Origin of the sequence: Streptomyces sp. NPDC085866 (genome assembly GCF_044541035.1) — a bacterium.
GTDB lineage: Bacteria > Actinomycetota > Actinomycetes > Streptomycetales > Streptomycetaceae > Streptomyces.
In genome coordinates this window covers 395,423-414,528 of the sequence record NZ_JBITSQ010000008.1, presented here as the reverse complement: position 1 = coordinate 414,528, position 19,106 = coordinate 395,423, and the positions used below count along the sequence as shown (strand labels likewise).

The following is a 19,106-nucleotide window of genomic DNA, read 5'->3' as shown; positions in this document are numbered from 1 at the left end:
CTGAGCCGATGGGTGCCGATCGCTTCTACGCGTACGGCGCCGCCGCCGGCATCGTCGGCGACCTGGTCCTCGGCGATCCGCGCCGCGGGCATCCGGTCGCCGCGTTCGGGCGGGCGGCCGCCGCCGTGGAACGCGCGCTGTGGCACGACCACCGCGGCTGGGGTGCGCTGCACACCGCCGTGTGCGCCGGCGGTGCCGTCGCGCTGGGGGCCGTGGCCGAGCGGGCCGTGCGCCGCTCCCCCGCGGCTTCCGTCGCGCTGACCGCCGCCGCCACCTGGGCCGTGGTCGGGGGTACTTCGCTCGCCCGGGAGGCGCGGACAGTGGGGCGCGCGTTGGAGGCCGGGGACGTCGAGGCGGCCCGGACGCGGCTGCCGCATCTGTGCGGGCGGGATCCGCAGGCCCTCGACGCCGACGGGATCGCCCGGGCGGTCGTGGAGTCCGTCGCCGAGAACACCTCCGACGCCGTGGTGGGTGCGCTGGTGTGGGGTGCGGTGGGCGGGGTGCCGGGGCTGCTCGGGTTCCGGGCCGTCAACACCCTGGACGCGATGGTGGGGCACAAGTCGGCCCGCTTCCGGCGCTACGGCTGGGCCTCCGCCCGGCTCGACGACGTCGCCGGCTGGCCGGGGGCGCGGCTGACCGCCGTACTCGCCGCCGCGGCCGGACCGGACCCCCGCGGTGCCGTGCGCGCCTGGCGGGCGGATGCCCGCAAGCACCCGAGTCCCAACGCCGGGCCCGTCGAGGCCTCGTTCGCGGGCGCCCTCGGCGTGCGGCTGGGCGGGACGCTCTCCTACGGCGGGCGCGTCGAACACCGGCCCGTACTGGGCGGGGACACCGGGCGGGCCGTCCGGGTCACCGACATCGACCGGGCCGTACGGCTCTCCCGCCGGGTCGGCCTGCTCGCGCTCGGCGTCACGGTCGCCGCGCGCCGACTCGTGAAGGGACGTGGGCAGTGAACGGTGGTCTGCTCGTCGCCGGCACCACCTCCGACGCCGGCAAGAGCGTCGTGACGGCCGGGATCTGCCGGTGGCTGGTGCGCCAGGGCGTCAAGGTCGCGCCCTTCAAGGCGCAGAACATGTCCCTCAACTCGTTCGTGACCCGGGAGGGCGCCGAGATCGGGCGGGCGCAGGCCATGCAGGCCCAGGCCTGCCGGGTCGAGCCGACCGCGCTGATGAACCCCGTGCTGCTCAAGCCCGGTGGCGAGCAGAGCAGTCAGGTGGTGCTGCTCGGCAAGCCGGTGGGCGAGCTGAGCGCACGCGGGTACCACGGGGGGCGCCAGCAGCGACTGCTCGGCACGGTGCTGGACTGTCTGGCCGAGTTGCGGGGCACGTATGACGCGGTGATCTGTGAGGGGGCCGGTTCGCCCGCGGAGATCAATCTGCGGCGCACCGACATCGTGAACATGGGGATCGCGCGGAACGCGCGGCTGCCCGTGCTGGTGGTGGGCGACATCGACCGCGGGGGCGTGTTCGCCTCCTTCTTCGGGACCGTCGCGCTGCTGTCCCGGGAGGACCAGGAGCTGGTCGCCGGGTTCCTGGTCAACAAGTTCCGGGGTGATGTCAGCCTGCTGGAGCCGGGGTTGGACATGCTGCACGGGCTCACCGGGCGGCACACCTACGGCGTGCTGCCGTTCCGGCACGGGCTCGGCATCGACGAGGAGGACGGGATGGGGGTCCCCCCGCGCGAGCGAAGCCGAGCGTGGGGGAGGGTCTCCCTGCGCGGGACCGTGCGGGAGTCGAACACCGCCCCGCCAGTCGGCGAGGACGTGCTGCGGGTCGCCGTCTGCGCGATCCCGCTCATGTCCAACTTCACGGACGTGGACGCGCTGGCCGCCGAACCGGGCGTCGTGGTGCGGTTCGTGGACCGGCCGGAGGAGCTGGCGGACGCCGACCTCGTGGTGATCCCGGGGACCCGTGGGACGGTCAGGGCGCTCGCGTGGCTGCGGGAGCGGGGCCTCGCGGACGCCCTCGTCAGAAGGGCCGCGGAGGGACGCCCGGTCCTCGGCGTCTGCGGCGGCTTCCAGATCCTCGGCGAGCGCATCGAGGACGAGGTCGAGTCGCGTGCCGGCAGCGTCCCGGGGCTCGGAGTGCTCCCCGTGCGGGTGCGGTTCGCCCGCGAGAAGACCCTCACCCGGCCGACCGGGGAAGCCCTCGGGGAGCGGGTCGAGGGCTACGAGATCCATCACGGGGTCGCCTCCGTAGCGGGAGGGGAGGCGTTCATCTCCGATGGCGAAGGACGCAGCCTGGACGGCTGCCGGGTCGGTCAGACCTGGGGCACGCACTGGCACGGCTCCCTGGAGTCGGACGGTTTCCGGCGGGCCTTCCTGCGCGAGGTGGCGGCCGCCGCGGGGCGCCGCTTCGTACCGGCCCCCGACACCTCGTTCGCCGCGCTGCGCGAGGAGCAGCTCGACCGGCTCGGCGACCTGATCGAACAGCACGCGGACACGGACGCGCTCTGGCGGCTCATCGAGTCGGGCGCGCCGCAAGGACTGCCTTTCATTCCACCGGGAGCGCCCGCATGAGCACAGTGTTGTTGTTGTCGACCGCCGACACCGATCTGCTGGCGGCCCGGGCCTCCGGCTCCGGCTACCGGATCGGGAACCCGACCCGGGTGGACGTCGCGGAGGAGCTGCCGGGCCTCGTCGAGGGCGCGGACATCGCCGTCGTACGGCTGCTGGGCGGCAAGCGCGCCTGGGAGGACGGGCTGGCCGCGCTCCGGGCGTCCGGCGTGCCGACCGTGCTGCTGGGCGGCGAGGCGGTGCCGGACGCCGAGCTGATGGCCGAGTCGTCCGTACCGGCGGGTGTGGTGGCGGAGGCCCTGAAGTACCTGGTCGAGGGCGGCCCCGCGAACCTGACCGAGCTGGCCCGGTTCCTGTCCGACACCGTGCTGCTGACCGGCGAGGGCTTCGAAGAGCCGCGGAAGATGCCCGAGTACGGCGTGCACGGCTCGTACGAGATCCGGGACGGCCGGCCGACCGTGGGCGTCCTCTTCTACCGGGCGCACGAACTGAGCGGAAACACCGCCTTCGTGGACACGCTGTGCGAGGCGATCGAGGGGCGGGGCGCCAACGCCCTGCCGGTGTACTGCGGTTCGCTGCGCGGCGCGGACGCCGGGCTGTACGAACTGCTGGGGCAGGCCGACGCCCTGGTCGCCACCGTCCTGGCGGCCGGCGGTACGCACGCCTCGCAGGCCTCGGCGGGCGGGGACGAGGAGGCCTGGGACATCGGGGCGCTCGCCGACCTGAACGTCCCGGTGCTGCAGGGCCTCTGCCTCACCTCCTCGCGGGCCGCCTGGGACGAGTCGGACGCCGCCCTCTCTCCCATGGACGCGGCGATGCAGGTCGCGATCCCGGAGTTCGACGGCCGCCTCGTCACGGTGCCGTTCTCCTTCAAGGAGCAGGGGCCGGACGACGTCCCGGTGTACGTCGCCGACCCCGAGCGGGCGTCGCGGGTGGCCGGAATCGCCGTACGGCACGCACAGTTGAAGCACAAGCCGAACGCGGACAAGAAGATCGCGCTGGTCTTCACCGCCTACCCGACCAAGCACTCCCGGGTCGGCAACGCGGTGGGCCTGGACACGCCCGCGTCGGCGGTACGCGTCCTGGACGCCCTGAAGGAAGCCGGGTACGGGCTCACCGCATACCCGGACAACGGCGACGAGTTGATCCACCGGCTGATCGAGGCCGGCGGGCACGACGTCGAGTGGCTCACCGAGGAGCAGCTGGCCGCCGCGCCCGCACGGGTGCCGCTCGCCGACTACCGGGCCTGGTTCGACAAGCTCGACCCGGAGCTGCGGGACGCGATGCTGGAGGCGTGGGGCGAGCCGCCGGGCAGCCTGTACGTCGACGGGGACGAGATCGTGCTCGCGTCCCTGCAGTTCGGGAACGTCGTCGTGATGATCCAGCCGCCGCGCGGCTTCGGCGAGAACCCGATCGCGATCTACCACGACCCCGACATGCCGCCGTCGCACCACTACATGGCGGCCTACCGCTGGCTCGACAACAGCTTCGGCGCCGACGCGATCGTGCACATGGGCAAGCACGGCACGATGGAGTGGCTGCCGGGCAAGGGCCTGGGTCTGAGCGCCGGTTGCGCCCCGGACGCCGTGCTCGGCGACCTGCCCCTCATCTACCCGTTCATCGTCAACGACCCCGGCGAGGGCACACAGGCCAAGCGGCGCGGGCACGCCACGGTGGTCGACCACCTGGTGCCGCCGATGGCCCGTGCCGACACCTACGGCGACCTGGCCAAGCTGGAGCAGCTGCTGGACGAGTACGCGCTCGTCTCCGATCTGGACCCGGCGAAGGCACCGGCCGTGCGGGCGCAGATCTGGACGCTGGTCAAGGCGGCCGAGCTGCACCACGACCTGCATGTGGACGAGCAGCCGGAGGACGACGACTTCGACGAGTTCGTCATGCACATCGACGGCTATCTGTGCGAGATCAAGGACGTGCAGATCCGGGACGGTCTGCACATCCTCGGCGGCGGTCCGGTCGGCGAGCCGCGCGTCAACCTGGTCCTCGCCGTACTGCGCGCCTCGCAGGTGTGGGGCGGGCAGGCGAACGCGCTGCCGGGGCTGCGGGCCTCGCTGGCCGAGCACTTCGGGCTGGTCGAGAAGGAGCTGCTGGCCGAGCCGGGTGCGCCGGTGAAGGTGCCGGTGGAGCTGACGGACCTGGTCGAAGGCCCGTCCCGTACGGCCGCCGACACGATCGACCTGCTGGAGCAGCTGTGCCGACGGATCGCGGAGGGCATGGAGGCCCGCGCCTGGGCGGTCGCCGAGAGCGTGCCGCTGATCCGTGAGGTCCTCGGGACCGAACTCCCGGCCGCGGTCGCGGTGCTGGAGTTCGCGTGCACCGAGGTGGTCCCCCGGCTCGCCCGCACGACCGACGAGATCGGCCACATCCTCCGGGCGCTGGACGGCGGTTACGTGCCCGCGGGTCCCTCCGGCTCCCCCACCCGCGGTCTGGTCAACGTGCTGCCGACCGGCCGCAACTTCTACTCGGTCGACCCCAAGGCCATTCCCTCCCGGCTGAGCTGGGAGGTCGGCCAGTCGCTCGCCGACTCGCTGGTGCAGAGGTATCTGCAGGACACGGGCGAGTACCCGAAGTCCGTCGGCCTCACGGTCTGGGGCACGTCGGCGATGCGCACCCAGGGCGACGACATCGCCGAGATCCTGGCGCTGCTGGGCTGCCGCCCGGTCTGGGACGAGGCCTCGCGCCGGGTGACGGGCTTCGAGGTGATTCCCCTGGCGGAGCTGGGCCGGCCGCGCATCGACGTCACGGTCCGCATCTCCGGCTTCTTCCGGGACGCGTTCCCGCATGTGGTCGGGCTGATCGACGACGCGGTGCGGGCGGTGGCCGAGCTGGACGAGCCCGCCGGGCAGAACTTCGTGAAGGCACACGCCGACGAGGACACCGCCGAACACGGTGACCGGCGGCGCGCCACGGCCCGTGTCTTCGGCTCCAAGCCGGGCGCGTACGGCGCCGGTCTGCTGCCGCTGATCGACGCCCGCAACTGGCGCTCCGACGCCGACCTCGCCGAGGTGTACGCGGTGTGGGGCGGCTACGCGTACGGGCGCGGGCTCGACGGGCGGGCTGCGCGCGGGGACATGGAGACCGCGTTCAAGCGGATCGCGGTCGCCGCGAAGAACGTCGACACCCGCGAGCACGACCTGGTCGACGCCGACGACTACTTCCAGTACCACGGCGGCATGGTCGCCATGGTCCGCCACCTGACCGGCGCCAACCCCGAGGCCTACGTGGGTGACAGCGCCGTACCCGACCAGGTGAAGACCCGCACGCTCGGCGAGGAGACGCACCGCGTCTTCCGCGCGCGGGTGGTCAACCCGCGCTGGATGGCGGCGATGCGCCGGCACGGCTACAAGGGTGCCTTCGAGATGGCCGCGACCGTGGACTACCTGTTCGGCTACGACGCGACGGCGGGCGTGGTCGACGACTGGATGTACGAGAAGCTCAGCGCGGAGTACGTCTTCGACCCGGAGAACCGGGACTTCATGAAGAAGTCCAACCCGTGGGCCTTGCGGGGTATTACCGAGCGGCTCCTTGAGGCGGCGGACCGCGGGCTGTGGGCCGAGCCGGACGCGGACACGCTGGAGCGGCTGCGCGCCACCTACCTGGAGCTGGAAGGCGACTTGGAGGGCGACGAGAAGTGAGTACCCCGTTTCCGTTCACGGCCGTCGTCGGCCAGGACGACCTGCGGCTCGCGCTGCTGCTGAACGCCGTGTCGCCGGCGGTCGGCGGTGTGCTGGTGCGCGGCGAGAAGGGCACCGCCAAGTCGACGGCCGTACGGGCCCTCTCGGCGCTCCTGCCGGAGGTGTCCGTGGTCGCCGGGTGCCGTTTCTCCTGTGACCCGGCGGCGCCGGACCCGTCCTGCCCCGACGGGCCGCACGAGGCCGGGGCCGGTGCGGCGCGGCCCGCGCGTATGGTCGAGCTGCCCGTCGGCGCCTCCGAGGACCGGCTGGTGGGCGCGCTGGACATCGAGCGGGCGCTGGCGGAGGGCGTGAAGGCGTTCGAGCCGGGCCTGCTGGCCGACGCGCACCGCGGGATCCTCTACGTCGACGAGGTCAACCTGCTCCACGACCACCTGGTCGACCTGCTGCTGGACGCGGCGGCGATGGGCGCGTCCTACGTCGAGCGCGAGGGCGTCTCGGTGCGGCACGCGGCCCGGTTCCTGCTCGTCGGCACCATGAACCCGGAGGAGGGCGAGCTGCGGCCGCAGCTGCTCGACCGGTTCGGGCTGACCGTGGAGGTCGCGGCCTCGCGGGAGCCGGACCAGCGGGTGGAGGTCGTACGGCGGCGGCTCGCCTACGACGACGATCCGGCGGGCTTCGCCGCGCGGTGGGCCGACGAGGAGGCCGCCGTACGGGCCCGGATCGTGGCCGCGCGCGAACTGCTGCCGCAGGTGCGGCTCGGCGACGGGGCGCTGCGGCAGATCGCGGCGACCTGCGCGGCCTTCGAGGTGGACGGCATGCGTGCCGACATCGTGATGGCGCGTACGGCGACCGCGCTGGCCGCCTGGGCCGGACGGACGGACGTGCTCGCCGAGGACGTGCGGCAGGCGGCGCTGCTGGCGCTGCCGCACCGGCGCCGGCGCAATCCGTTCGACGCGCCGGGTCTCGACGAGGACAAGCTGGACGAGACCCTGGAGGAGTTCGGCGGCCCGGACGACGAGGATCCCGACCCGGACGGCCCCGGCGGGGGCGGTGGGCAGCCGCCGCAGTCCGACGGCGGTCCGCAGGGCGGCGGCGACACCGCCGCGCGGCCCGAGGCCGGTGAGAGCGGGCAGTCGCAGGCCTCCGGCGCACAGGAGCAACAGGCCGTACGGGCCGCCGAGCCGTTCCGTACGAAGGCACTGAGCGTGCCCGGGATCGGCGAGGGTGCCGCCGGGCGGCGCTCGCGCGCGCGGACCGAGCACGGACGGACCACCGGGGCCCGGCGGCCGCGCGGGACGCTCACCAAGCTGCACCTGGCGGCGACCGTGCTGGCCGCGGCCCCGCACCAGCGGGTGCGCGGGCGGTCCGGCCCCGGGCTGGTGCTGCGCCGGGACGATCTGCGGCAGGCGACGCGGGAGGGGCGCGAGGGGAACCTCGTGCTGTTCGTGGTCGACGCGTCCGGGTCGATGGCGGCACGGCAGCGGATGAGCGCCGTGAAGGGTGCCGTGCTGTCCCTGCTGCTGGACGCCTACCAGCGGCGGGACAAGGTGGGTCTGGTGACCTTCCGGGGCTCGGCCGCCGATGTCGCCCTGCCGCCGACCTCGTCGGTGGACGCCGCGGCGGCCCGGCTGGAGTCGCTGCCGACGGGTGGCCGTACGCCGCTGGCTGCCGGGCTGCTCAAGGCGCACGAGGTGCTGCGGGTGGAGCGGCTGCGGGATCCGGCGCGGCGGGCGCTGGTCGTGGTGGTCACCGACGGCCGGGCCACCGGCGGCCCGGAGCCGGTCGCGCTGGCGGCCCGGGCGGCCCGGCTGTTCGCGGCCGAGGGCGTCGCCTCGGTGGTCGTGGACTGCGAGTCGGGGCCGGTGCGCCTCGGGCTCGCCGGGCAGCTCGCGGGTGAGCTGGGCGGTACGGCCGTCACGCTGGACGAGCTGCGGGCCGACTCGATCGCCGGGCTGGTCAGGGATGTGCAGGGGACGCACGGGACTTCGAGGAGGGCCGCGTAATGCCGCAGGGGCAGCCGAGTGTGGTACCGGACGACGGGCTGACGACCCGGCAGCGGCGCAACCGTCCGCTGGTCGTCGTGCACACGGGCATCGGCAAGGGCAAGTCGACCGCCGCCTTCGGGCTCGCGCTGCGCGCCTGGAACCAGGGGTGGCCGATCGGGGTGTTCCAGTTCGTCAAGTCGGCGAAGTGGAAGGTCGGCGAGGAGAACGCGCTGCGCGTGCTCGGTGCTTCCGGTGAGGGCGGCACCGTCGACTGGCACAAGATGGGCGAGGGCTGGTCCTGGGTCCAGCGGGACGCCCAGATGGACAACGAGGAGAAGGCCCGGGAGGGCTGGGAGCAGGTCAAGCGGGATCTGGCGGCCGAGACGTACCGGCTGTACGTGCTGGACGAGTTCGCCTACCCGATGCACTGGGGGTGGGTCGACACGGACGAGGTCGTGGACGTCCTGCGGAACCGGCCGGGGACCCAGCATGTGGTGATCACCGGTCGTAACGCGCCCGAGAAGCTGGTGGACTTCGCCGACCTCGTCACCGACATGTCCAAGGTCAAGCACCCCATGGACGCGGGGCAGAAGGGCCAGAAGGGCATCGAGTGGTGAGTTCCGTTCCCCGGCTGGTCATTGCCGCGCCGTCGTCCGGCAGCGGCAAGACCACCGTCGCCACGGGGCTGATGGCCGCGTTCGCCGCGCGGGGGCTCGCCGTGTCTGCGCACAAGGTCGGGCCCGACTACATCGACCCCGGGTATCACGCGCTCGCGACCGGGCGGGTGGGGCGGAACCTTGATGCCTACCTGTGCGGCCCTGAGCTGGTCGCTCCGCTGTTCCTGCACGGGGCGTCCGGGTGTGACCTCGCGGTCGTCGAGGGTGTGATGGGGCTGTACGACGGGGCCGCGGGCGAGGGGGAACTCGCGTCCACGGCTCATGTCGCCAAGTTGCTGCGGGCGCCGGTGGTGCTGGTCGTGGACGCGTCGTCGCAGTCACGGTCGGTGGCGGCGCTGGTGCACGGGTTCGCTTCCTGGGATCCGGAGGTGCGGGTCGGGGGCGTGATCCTGAACAAGGTGGGCTCCGACCGGCATGAGGAGCTGCTGCGGGACGCGTTGGATTCGGCCGGGGTGCCTGTGCTGGGTGTGCTGCGGCGGGCCGCTCAGGTGGATACGCCTTCCCGGCATCTGGGGTTGGTACCGGTCGCCGAGCGGCACTCCGCCGCGGTCGACTCCGTCGGGGCCATGGCGGCGCAAGTGGCCCGTGGTTGCGACTTGGTCGCGCTGGAGGCACTTGCCCGTGCCGCGGGTCCCGTACCAGGGGGCTCCGCCCCCTGGACCCCCGCCTTGCCCACTCACGACCACCCGACCCGGTCGGCTGAGAGGCCAGGACCCGTAGTTGCTGTCGCCGGCGGGGAAGCGTTCACCTTCTCCTACGCCGAGCACACCGAGCTGCTGACCGCAGCCGGTGCCGAAGTGGTCACCTTCGACCCGCTCCGGGACGAGCAACTGCCCGAAGACACAGCCGGGTTGGTCATCGGGGGCGGTTTCCCCGAGGTGTACGCCGCCGAGTTGTCCGCCAACGAGCCGCTCCGCAAGGCCGTCGCCGAGCTCGCTCTCAGCGGTGCTCCCGTCGCCGCCGAATGCGCCGGGCTGCTCTATCTCTGCCGGGAGTTGGACGGGAAGCCCATGTGCGGGGTGCTGGACGCCACCGCGCGGATGAGCGAACGGCTCACTCTGGGGTACCGGGACGCGGTGGCCGTCGGGGACAGTGTGCTGGCCGTCGCGGGGACCCGGATGCGGGGGCACGAGTTCCACCGCACGGTCGTCGAGCCCGGGTCGGGGCCCGCTCCCGCCTGGGGCGTGCGCACCCCGGTGCGGCGGGTCGAAGGTTTCGTACAGCAGGGCGTGCACGCGAGTTATCTGCATACGCACTGGGCGTCCGAGCCCGGTGTGGCCCGTAGGTTCGTGGAGAGGTGCCGGACGTCATGAGCAGCAGGCTGGTCGGTGTCGGGGTCGGTCCCGGTGACCCGGAGCTGGTGACCGTCAAGGGAGTCAACGCGCTGCGCGCGGCGGACGTCGTCGTCGTACCGGTGATGGCTGCTCCTGACGGACAGGACGGCGGGGAGCGGGGGCGGGCCGAGGCGACCGTGTTGCACTACGTGCCCGCCGAGAAGGTCGCCCGGGTGGTGTTCGCGCTGAACGAGCGGACCGACCGGGCGCGGCGGGAGGCCGCTTGGGACGCGGCGGGCGAGCGGGTCGCCGAGCTGCTGCGGCGGCACGGGTCCGTCGCCTTCGCCACCATCGGGGATCCGAACGTGTACTCGACGTTCACGTATCTCGCGCAGACCATCACGGAGCTGGTGCCGGATGTCGTGGTGGAGACCGTGCCCGGGATCACCGCCATGCAGGATCTGGCGGCCAGGTCCGGGGCCGTGCTGACCGAGGGCACCGAGCCGCTGACGCTCGTGCCGGTGACGGCGGGCTCGGCGGTGCTCAAGGAGGCGCTGGCCGGGCCGGGGACCGTCGTGGCATACAAGTTCGGGCGGCAGGCCGCCGAGGTCGCCGAGGCGCTGCGGGAGACCGGGCGGATCGGGGACGCCGTATGGGGCTCGGCGCTCGGGCTGCCTCAGGAGTCGGTGCGGCCGGCCGCGGAGCTGGACGGCGAGCCGTTGCCGTACCTGTCGACGCTGATCGCACCGCCGCTGCGGGACGGCGGGCGGGGCGGGAAGCTGTGAGGCCGCTGCGGTCAGCCGCCGGAGATGCCGACCACCAGCCAGATGAAGGCCGCGCCAGCCACCGTGCACAGCAGGGTGGAGCGGGCGGGGTGCTCGTGGTGGGCCTCGGGGAGGATCTCGGCCGCGGCGAGATACAGCAGGACGCCGCCGAAGAGGCCGAGATAACCGCCCAGCAGCGGTTCGGGGATGTGGAAGAACACGGTCGACAGCGCGCCCACGACGGGTGCGAAGGCGTCGGCGACGAGCATGCCTATCGCCCGGCGCCGCGCGTTGCCGTACAGGCTCGTGATCGTGAAGGTGTTGAAGCCGTCGGCGAAGTCGTGTGCGACCACGGCGAGCGCGACGGAGGCCCCCATGCCGCCGCCCACCTGGAAGGCCGCGCCGATCGCCACCCCGTCCATCGCGCTGTGGCCGACCATCGCGGCAGCCGCCGTCAGGCCCACCTCGGGCGCGCGATGGTTGTGCTCGTCGCCCCCGTGCGCCGCCTGGCGCGCGGCCAGCGTGCGCTCCACCAGGTGGGCCAGCAGGAAACCGGCCACGAACAGCAGCAGGGCCGCGGGTACGCCGAAGATCTCGCGGTCGGCGGCGCGCAACGCCTCCGGCAGCAGGTCCAGGCCGACCACGCCCAGCATCAGACCGCCGGCCAGACCCAGGACCAGGTGGCGACGGTCGGTCACGCGCTGTGCCGTCCAGCCGCCGGCCAGCGTCATCAGGAACGCGCCGAGCGCGACAAAGACCGCCATAGGCCCTTGCTATCCGATGGAGGCGCCTTCGCGCACATCCGGCGCCTTCCACATGCCCCCAAAACCTGACATATCCCCCGATTTCGACTCGCACTCCCGCACGAGAGGACCCCTTCCCATGGCCGATGCCCCCACCGGCAAGGTGACGTTCGTCGGTGCCGGCCCCGGCGCCGCCGACCTGCTGACGTTCCGCGCCGCACGCGCGATCGCCGAGGCCGACGTGGTGATCTGGGCGGCGAGCCTGGTCCAGGCGGAGGTGCTCGAACACGCGCACGCGGACGCGGAGATCCTGGACTCGGCGACCATGTCCCTGGAGGACGTCGTGGCCGTCTACCGGCGAGCCCTGACCGAGGGCCTGAAGGTCGCGCGGATCCACTCCGGCGACCCGGCGCTGTGGGGCGGCACGCAGGAGCAGCTCGACCGGTGCGCCGAGATCGGGATCGAGACCGAGATCGTGCCGGGCGTCTCGTCCTTCTCCGCCGTCGCCGCCCTCGCGCAGCGCGAGCTGACCATCCCGGAGGTCGCCCAGTCCGTGGTGCTGACCCGGCTGGGCGGCGGCAAGACGCCGATGCCGCCCGGCGAGGAGGTCCGCGAGTTCGCCCGGCACGGCACCACCATGGCGATCTTCCTGTCGGCGGCGCGCAGCGGCCAGCTGGTGCGGGAGCTGCTGGAGGGCGGCTACCCGACGGACACCCCCGTGGTCGTCGCCTACCAGGCGACCTGGCCGGAGGAGCTGGTCGTGAAGTGCACGATCGGCACGCTGGAGGAGACGGTCAAGGAGCACAAGCTCTGGAAGCACACGCTCTTCCTGGTCGGCCCGGCGCTGGACGCACACGGGACGCGTTCGCACCTGTACCACCCCGGTCATTTCCACGGGTACCGCAAGGCGGACCCCGAGGCGCGGCGGGCGCTGCGCGAGCGGGGTGCGAACAGTTGATCACGGTCGTCGGTACGGGGACGGGGGCGCCGGTTCCCGCGGCCGTCCTCGCCGGTGCCGCCCTGGTCGTCGGCGGGCGACGCCATCTGGACGCCGTACGGCTGCCCGAGGGCGTGGAGCGGATCGTGCTCGGGCCGCTGGCGCCCGCCCTGGAGACGATCGCGGAGTACGTCGGCAAGGAGCTGCCGGTGGTCGTGCTGGCCTCGGGGGATCCCGGGTTCTTCGGGATCGTGCGGGCGCTGGCCGAGCGGTTCGGGGCCGGGCTGCTGGACGTACGGCCCGGGGTGTCGTCGGTGGCGACGGCGTTCGCGCGGATCGGGCTGCCGTGGGACGACGCGGTCGTGGTGAGCGCGCACGGGCGTGACCTGCGCACGGCCGTCAACGTGTGCCGGGCGCACCCGAAGGTGGCCGTGCTGACCGGGCCCGGGGCCGGGCCCGCCGAGCTGGGAGCCGCGCTCGGCGACGGCCGGGTCCTCGTCGTGGCGAGCGCGCTCGGCGACCCGGAGCACGAGCGGGTGGAGCGGGTGACGCCCGCCGAGGCCGCGGCACGGGACTGGGGTACGGCGGTGAGCGTGGTGCTCTGCCTGGACGGGACCCGGGCACTGGGCGGGCTGCGCACCGTCGCCGGGGTGCCCGCGCAACCGGACCGGTGGGCGCTGGACGAGAGCGACTTCGCGCACCGCGACTCGATGATCACCAAGTTCGAGGTGCGGGCGCTGGCGCTGGCCCGGCTCGGGCCGCGCCTGGGCGACCTGGTGTGGGACGTCGGCGCGGGTTCGGGCTCGGTGGCCGTGGAGTGTGCGCGGCTCGGCGCGGCCGTCGTGGCCGTCGAGAAGACCCCGGACGGGGTCGAGCGGATCCACGCCAACGCACGGGCGCACGGTGTCGACGTCCGCGTGGTGCACGGCTCGGCGCCGGCCGCGCTGGACGAACTCGACGATCCCGACGCGGTGTTCGTCGGCGGTGGCGGGCGCGAGCTGTCTGCCGTCGTCGGCGCGTGCGCGCGACGGGCGCGGCGGACCGTCGTCGTCGCCATGGCGGCGCTGGACCGGGTGCCTGCGGCGCGTGAGGCGCTGACGAGTGCCGGGTTCACCTGCGACGGGGTGCTGTTGCAGTCGTCGCGGCTGGCGCCGCTGCCGGGTGACGTGACCCGGCTCGCCGCGACCAATCCCGTTTTCCTGCTGTGGGGCGTCAGAACCCCGGCGTCTAGAGAAGGAGTTGCCCAGTGATCGGCCTCATTTCCGCCACCGCGGCGGGGACGGCTGCGCGCGACCGGATGGCCGCGGCCTGGCCGGACCGTACGCGGGTGTACGACGGTCCCGTCGGCGAGGCCGTCCGGGCCGCGTTCGCGGAGTGCGAGCAGCTGGTGTGCTTCCTGGCGACGGGCGCGACGGTACGGCTGCTCGCGCCGCTGCTCGGCGACAAGGCGGCGGACCCGGGTGTGGTGTGCGTGGACGAGGGCGGCCGCTTCGCGGTGTCGCTGGTCGGCGGACACGGCGGCGGCGCCAACGAACTCGCCCGTGAGGTGGGCGCGTTGCTGGGCGCGGAGCCGGTGGTGACGACCGCGACGGACGCCGTGGGGCTGCCGGGTCTCGACACCCTCGGGTTCCCGTTCGAGGGCTCGGTCGCCACGGTGTCCCGGGCCCTGCTGGACGGCGAACCCGTCGCCCTGGAGGCCGAGGTGCCGTGGCCGCTGCCCCCGCTGCCGACCGCGCAGCAGGGGCCGTACACCGTCCGGCTCACGGACCGCGCCGTCGAACCGGGCGAGCGGGAGGTGCTGCTCCGGCCGCCGTCCCTGGTGGTCGGGGTCGGCGCCTCCAAGGGCGCACCGGTCGAGGAGGTGCTCGGGCTGGTCGAGGACGCGCTGCGGGAGGCGGGTCTCTCGCCGAGGTCGGTGGCCGAACTCGCCACCGTGGACGCCAAGTCGGAGGAGCACGGCATCGTCGCGACCGCCGAGCGGCTGGGGGTGCCGCTGGTGACGTACCCGGCCGAGGAACTGGCGGCCGTGCGGGTGCCCAACCCGTCGGACGCCCCGCTCGCGGCCGTCGGCACCCCCTCCGTCGCCGAGGCGGCGGCGCTGGTGCGCGGCGGTGAACTCCTCGTGCCCAAGCGGAAGTCCGCGGCCCAGCCGGCCATGGCGACCTGTGCCGTCGTACGGCGTCCGGGGCGCGGGCGGCTCGCGGTGGTCGGGCTCGGCCCGGGCGCCCGGGACCTGCTCACCCCACGCGCGACGGCCGAACTGCGGCGGGCTTCCGTACTGGTGGGGCTCGACCAGTACGTCGACCAGATCCGTGACCTGCTGCGGCCCGGCACCCGGGTGCTGGAGTCGGGGCTCGGCGCCGAGGAGGAGCGGGCCCGCACGGCGGTCGCCGAGGCCCGCAAGGGGCATGCGGTGGCGCTGATCGGCAGCGGGGACGCGGGCGTGTACGCCATGGCCTCCCCCGCGCTCGCCGAGGCGTCCGACGACATCGACGTGGTCGGTGTGCCGGGTGTGACGGCCGCGCTCGCCGCCGGGGCGATCCTGGGCGCGCCGCTGGGCCACGACCACGTGTCGATCAGCCTGTCCGACCTGCACACGCCGTGGGAGGTCATCGAGCGGCGGGTACGGGCGGCGGCCGAGGCGGACATCGTGGTCACCTTCTACAACCCGCGCTCCCGGGGCCGCGACTGGCAGCTGCCCGAGGCGCTCGCGATCCTCGCCGGGCACCGGGAGCCGACGACACCCGTCGGTGTCGTGCGCAACGCCTCGCGGCCGGACGAGTCGAGCCGGCTGACGACGCTGGCCGCGCTCGACCCGGCGACGGTCGACATGATGACGGTCGTGACCGTGGGCAACACGGCGACCCGGGACATCGCGGGGCGCATGGTGACCCCGCGCGGCTACCGCTGGCAGGAGAGCACGAAGGAAGGCGCCCAGTGAACCCTGTGGCCCGTGTGGTCCATCCCATCGAGCAGGAGTCCTTCCGGCGGCTGCGCACCCGGCTGGACACCTCGCACTTCCCGCCGCTGACCCGGGCGGTGGTGGAGCGGGTCATCCACTCCGCCGCCGACCTGGAGTACGCGACCGACCTCGTCACGGACGAGAGTGACCTGGTGAAGGCGCATGCCGCGCTGCACGCCGGAGCGCCCGTCGTCGTGGACGTGGAGATGGTCGCGGCCGGTATCACCCGCCGGGAGACCGTGTGCCGGCTGAAGGACGCCGGGGCCGGGCCGGGGCTGACCCGTTCCGCCCACGCGATCCGGCTCGCGTACGAGGAGGTCGGGCCCGGCGCCCTGTGGGTGATCGGCTGTGCGCCGACCGCCCTGGAGGAGCTGCTGACCCTGGACGCCTCCCCCGCGCTCGTCATCGGCCTGCCCGTCGGCTTCGTCGGCGCGGCCGAGTCCAAGGAGGCGTTGCGGGCGAGCGGGCTGCCCGCCGTGAGCAACGTGTCCGAGAAGGGCGGCTCGGCGGTCGCCGCCGCCGCGCTCAACGCCCTGCTGTACCACCCGATTTCCACCGAGGAGAAACCGTGACCACCCCGCCGCCCGCCCTGCTCATCGCCGGCCACGGCACCCGGGACGAGGCCGGAGCCGAGGCGTTCCGCGACTTCGTGCGGGAGCTGGGCCGCCGCCACCCCGAACTGCCCGTCGCCGGCGGTTTCATCGAGCTGTCCCCGCCGCCGCTGGGCGAGGCCGTCACCGACCTGGTCGAGCAAGGCGTACGGCGGTTCGCGGCCGTTCCGCTGATGCTGGTGTCCGCCGGGCACGCCAAGGGTGACATCCCGGCCGCGCTGGCCCGCGAGAAGGAACGGCACCCCGGGATCTCGTACACCTACGGCCGCCCGCTGGGTCCGCACCCGTCGCTGCTGAACGTGCTGGAGCGGCGGCTGGACGAGGCCCTCGGGGGCACGGCCCGTACGCCCGAGGACCGGGCCGACGTGACCGTGCTGCTGGTGGGCCGGGGCTCCACCGACCCGGACGCCAACGCCGAGGTGTGCAAGGCGGCCCGGCTGCTGTGGGAGGGGCGCGGGTACGCCGGTGTGGAGACGGCGTTCGTGTCGCTGGCGGCGCCGGACGTGCCGACCGGTCTCGACCGCTGCGCGAAGCTGGGGGCGAAGCGGATCGTCGTCCTGCCCTACTTCCTGTTCACCGGCATCCTGCCGGACCGGGTGCGCCGGCAGACCGAGGGCTGGGCGGCCGCGCACCCGGAGGTCGAGGTGCGCTCGGCGGACGTCATCGGGCCCGAGCCGGAGCTGCTGGATCTGGTGATGGAGCGGTACGAGGAGGCCGTCAAGGGCGACCTCCGGATGAACTGCGACTCCTGTGTGTACCGGATCGCGCTGCCGGGCTTCGAGGACAAGGTGGGGCTGCCGCAGCAGCCGCACTTCCACCCGGACGACGACGGCCACCACCACGGGCACGGGCACCACCATCACGGGGGGCACACGCACAGCCATGCACACTGACGACACCGGGCACGATCTGCGGCATCACGGGGACGCCGAGGTCCGTGACGACGGGGCCGCGCTGGTCGACCTCGCGGTCAACGTCCGTGCGGACACGCCTCCGGCGTGGCTGCGGGAGCAGATCGCCGGGTCGCTGTCGTCGCTCGCGGCCTACCCGGACGGGCGGGCCGCGCGGGCGGCGGTGGCGGCGCGGCACGGGCTGCCGGTGGAGCGGGTACTGCTGACGGCCGGGGCGGCGGAGGCGTTCGTGCTGCTGGCGCGGGCACTGAAGGTGCGCCGGCCGGTCGTCGTGCACCCGCAGTTCACGGAGCCGGAGGCGGCGCTGCGGGATGCGGGGCACACCGTGGACCGGGTGCTGCTGCGCGAGAGCGACGGCTTCCGGCTGGACCCGGCGGCCGTCCCCGAGGACGCCGACCTGGTCGTGATCGGGAACCCGACCAATCCGACGTCGGTCCTGCACCCGGCCGCCACGATCGCCGAACTCGCCCGCCCGGGGCGGACACTGGTCGTCGACGAGGCGTTCATGGACGCGGTGCCCGGCGAGCGCGAGGCCCTGGCGGGGCGAACCGACGTCCCCGGCCTGGTCGTCCTGCGCAGCCTGACCAAGACATGGGGCCTGGCCGGGCTGCGCATCGGCTACGTGCTGGCCGCACCGGAGACGATCACCGAGCTGGAGCGGGCCCAGCCGCTGTGGCCGGTGTCGACGCCGGCACTGGCCGCGGCTCAGGCGTGCGTGGCGCCGCGGGCCCTGGCGGAGGCGGCACACGCGGCCCACCGGATCTCGGCGGACCGGGCTCATCTGGTGGCGGGGCTGTCCGCCTTCGCCGACCGGGGTGTGCGGGTGGCCGGTCCCGCCGAAGGACCGTTCGTGCTGGTGCGCATGCCGGACGCCGCCGCGGTACGACGGCGACTGCGTGAACTGGGCTACGCGGTGCGGCGTGGGGACACGTTTCCCGGGCTGGACGCCGACTGGATACGCATGGCCGTACGGGACAGGGCCACGGTGAACGGATTCCTGGCGGGGCTGGAGCGAGCACTGGGCTGACCCCGCCAGGGGTCCGTCAGCTCTTCCGGCGTCGGGCCACCGTCACCGCTCCCCCGCCCACCAGCAGCAGCGCCAGCGCGCCGCCCGCGAGGTACGGCGTCGTCGAGTTGCCGCCCGTCTCGGCCAGGTCGGCGCGGGCGCCCTGGGGCTGCACGTCGGCCGCCGGGTCGTGGTTCGGGGCCGAGTGTCCGGTGGGCGGGTGCATCGGGGACTCGCAGGTGGCCTTGGCCAGGGTGATCGTTCCTGCCACGTCGGCCACGTTGAGCTTCAGCGGGTTGACGGAGACCTTGAGTTCGAGGGCCGTCGCGGCCGCCGTGCGGGTCGTGGTCGCGTGCTGGGAGAGGTCGAGGCGGACCTCGCCGACGCCGGGCACCTTCACCTCGGTGGGGCCGCCCGCGGTCAGCGTGACGCGCTTGCCGAGGACCGTGACGGCGCCGAGGACGTTCGCGGAGGCGACGGGCCGCTTGCCGACCGCGCAGGTCGCCTTCGCGGTGACCGTGTCGACCTCCACGAGGGAGAGCAGGGGCAGGCCCGGGACGTGCACCTTGGCGTGGACGAGGCGGACCGAGCCCTCGGCGAGCTTCTTGTCCGCCGTGGCCCTGGCCGTGGCGACGTCCGCGCCGAGGACCGTGAACGGCTTGCCGCCGTTCACGCCGTCGAGCCGGGCGGAGAGCGCGGTTCTGTCGGCGCTCCGGGGCGCCTGGACCTCGTTGAGGGTGACCGCGAGCGGGACGTTCACGGTCTTGTTGAGCAGGGACACGTCGAGTCCGGTGCGGAGCACGACGGCGGAGGCGCGACCGTGGTCGGTGGTCGCGTGCGCGGCGCCCGCGCCCAGGACCGCGGGACCTGCGGCCAGGGCGGTGACCGTCGCGACCGTGGCGAGACGGCGTGCGGGCATACGGAAGTTGTTGCTGTTCAAGGCGGTGGGACCCCCAGACGGAACTTGCTTGGGACCCGTCAACCTTGTACGCACTGTGGGTGAACGGTCAGCTATCCTGGGTTACTTCACTCCAACGTGGATATTCCGCATGCCTCTTCGAATCACCG

At 73.7% G+C, this 19,106-nt stretch carries 15 protein-coding genes; 13 read left to right on the top strand and 2 right to left on the bottom strand.

All coding sequences use genetic code 11. The features are described from left to right. The first annotated feature begins 8 nt into the window (after positions 1 to 8). The 7 genes from ACIF83_RS22695 to cobI are packed head-to-tail and all read left to right on the top strand — an operon-like array spanning position 9 to position 10,889. The gene (locus ACIF83_RS22695) at positions 9 to 953 is read left to right on the top strand and encodes a cobalamin biosynthesis protein (RefSeq protein ID WP_399729332.1); all 945 of its coding nucleotides are present in this window, start codon (positions 9 to 11) and stop codon (positions 951 to 953) included. Next, positions 950 to 2,518 carry a cobyric acid synthase gene (locus tag ACIF83_RS22690; protein WP_399729330.1) on the top strand — a complete coding sequence of 523 codons (1,569 nt, stop codon included), beginning with the start codon at positions 950 to 952 and terminating at the stop codon, positions 2,516 to 2,518. The genes ACIF83_RS22695 and ACIF83_RS22690 overlap by 4 nt, the downstream gene beginning before the upstream one ends. Further along, positions 2,515 to 6,168: a cobaltochelatase subunit CobN gene (gene cobN, locus ACIF83_RS22685; RefSeq protein ID WP_399729327.1), complete on the top strand. Its 3,654-nt coding sequence runs from the start codon at positions 2,515 to 2,517 to the stop codon at positions 6,166 to 6,168. The genes ACIF83_RS22690 and cobN overlap by 4 nt, the downstream gene beginning before the upstream one ends. After that, positions 6,165 to 8,171 (top strand): putative cobaltochelatase, encoded by a 2,007-nt coding sequence (locus ACIF83_RS22680; protein WP_399729324.1) that lies wholly within the window; start codon positions 6,165 to 6,167, stop codon positions 8,169 to 8,171. Before cobN ends, ACIF83_RS22680 begins: the two co-directional genes overlap by 4 nt. Further along, the gene (gene cobO / locus ACIF83_RS22675) at positions 8,171 to 8,770 is read left to right on the top strand and encodes a cob(I)yrinic acid a,c-diamide adenosyltransferase (protein ID WP_097255411.1); all 600 of its coding nucleotides are present in this window, start codon (positions 8,171 to 8,173) and stop codon (positions 8,768 to 8,770) included. The genes ACIF83_RS22680 and cobO overlap by 1 nt, the downstream gene beginning before the upstream one ends. Then, positions 8,764 to 10,143 (top strand): cobyrinate a,c-diamide synthase, encoded by a 1,380-nt coding sequence (locus tag ACIF83_RS22670; RefSeq protein ID WP_393482053.1) that lies wholly within the window; start codon positions 8,764 to 8,766, stop codon positions 10,141 to 10,143. The genes cobO and ACIF83_RS22670 overlap by 7 nt, the downstream gene beginning before the upstream one ends. Then, a complete protein-coding gene (gene cobI, locus ACIF83_RS22665; RefSeq protein ID WP_399729319.1) occupies positions 10,140 to 10,889 on the top strand; it encodes a precorrin-2 C(20)-methyltransferase in 750 nt (249 codons plus the stop codon). The genes ACIF83_RS22670 and cobI overlap by 4 nt, the downstream gene beginning before the upstream one ends. 11 nt (positions 10,890 to 10,900) lie before the next feature. On the opposite strand, the gene ACIF83_RS22660 is transcribed toward cobI, so the two are convergent. After that, on the bottom strand, positions 10,901 to 11,632 hold the full coding sequence (locus ACIF83_RS22660) for a ZIP family metal transporter (protein ID WP_393482047.1): 732 nt from the start codon (positions 11,630 to 11,632) through the stop codon (positions 10,901 to 10,903). 118 nt (positions 11,633 to 11,750) lie between these two features. Between ACIF83_RS22660 and cobM the strand changes: the two genes are divergently transcribed. The 6 genes from cobM to cobC are packed head-to-tail and all read left to right on the top strand — an operon-like array spanning position 11,751 to position 18,059. Continuing rightward, positions 11,751 to 12,569, top strand: coding sequence for a precorrin-4 C(11)-methyltransferase (gene cobM, locus ACIF83_RS22655; RefSeq protein ID WP_399729315.1), 819 nt, complete (start codon positions 11,751 to 11,753; stop codon positions 12,567 to 12,569). After that, positions 12,566 to 13,798: a precorrin-6y C5,15-methyltransferase (decarboxylating) subunit CbiE gene (cbiE, locus tag ACIF83_RS22650; protein WP_393482041.1), complete on the top strand. Its 1,233-nt coding sequence runs from the start codon at positions 12,566 to 12,568 to the stop codon at positions 13,796 to 13,798. Before cobM ends, cbiE begins: the two co-directional genes overlap by 4 nt. Then, positions 13,795 to 15,489, top strand: a complete 1,695-nt coding sequence (gene cobJ / locus ACIF83_RS22645; RefSeq protein ID WP_399729312.1) for a precorrin-3B C(17)-methyltransferase — start codon at positions 13,795 to 13,797, stop codon at positions 15,487 to 15,489. The genes cbiE and cobJ overlap by 4 nt, the downstream gene beginning before the upstream one ends. A 5-nt stretch (positions 15,490 to 15,494) precedes the next feature. Continuing rightward, the gene (locus ACIF83_RS22640) at positions 15,495 to 16,082 is read left to right on the top strand and encodes a precorrin-8X methylmutase (RefSeq protein WP_393482242.1); all 588 of its coding nucleotides are present in this window, start codon (positions 15,495 to 15,497) and stop codon (positions 16,080 to 16,082) included. Beyond that, positions 16,079 to 17,014, top strand: coding sequence for a sirohydrochlorin chelatase (locus ACIF83_RS22635; RefSeq protein WP_393482036.1), 936 nt, complete (start codon positions 16,079 to 16,081; stop codon positions 17,012 to 17,014). Before ACIF83_RS22640 ends, ACIF83_RS22635 begins: the two co-directional genes overlap by 4 nt. Next, positions 17,004 to 18,059: an Rv2231c family pyridoxal phosphate-dependent protein CobC gene (gene cobC / locus ACIF83_RS22630; RefSeq protein WP_398138652.1), complete on the top strand. Its 1,056-nt coding sequence runs from the start codon at positions 17,004 to 17,006 to the stop codon at positions 18,057 to 18,059. The genes ACIF83_RS22635 and cobC overlap by 11 nt, the downstream gene beginning before the upstream one ends. Before the next feature lie 16 nt (positions 18,060 to 18,075). Here cobC and ACIF83_RS22625 read toward each other — a convergent pair whose 3' ends face one another. Continuing rightward, complete coding sequence (locus ACIF83_RS22625; protein ID WP_393482030.1) at positions 18,076 to 18,978, bottom strand: SCO1860 family LAETG-anchored protein; 903 nt, start codon at positions 18,976 to 18,978, stop codon at positions 18,076 to 18,078. Positions 18,979 to 19,106: the final 128 nt, after the last annotated feature.

What these genes read in the sequence shown, in the direction of transcription:
- cobO (WP_097255411.1), top strand. Translation starts at nt 8,171, where the DNA reads ATGCCGCAGGGGCAGCCGAGTGTGGTACCGGACGACGGGCTGACGACC.
- cobC (WP_398138652.1), top strand. Translation starts at nt 17,004, where the DNA reads ATGCACACTGACGACACCGGGCACGATCTGCGGCATCACGGGGACGCC.
- cobI (WP_399729319.1), top strand. Translation starts at nt 10,140, where the DNA reads ATGAGCAGCAGGCTGGTCGGTGTCGGGGTCGGTCCCGGTGACCCGGAG.
- cobM (WP_399729315.1), top strand. Translation starts at nt 11,751, where the DNA reads ATGGCCGATGCCCCCACCGGCAAGGTGACGTTCGTCGGTGCCGGCCCC.
- cobN (WP_399729327.1), top strand. Translation starts at nt 2,515, where the DNA reads ATGAGCACAGTGTTGTTGTTGTCGACCGCCGACACCGATCTGCTGGCG.
- ACIF83_RS22660 (WP_393482047.1), bottom strand. Translation starts at nt 11,632, where the DNA reads ATGGCGGTCTTTGTCGCGCTCGGCGCGTTCCTGATGACGCTGGCCGGC.
- ACIF83_RS22695 (WP_399729332.1), top strand. Translation starts at nt 9, where the DNA reads ATGGGTGCCGATCGCTTCTACGCGTACGGCGCCGCCGCCGGCATCGTC.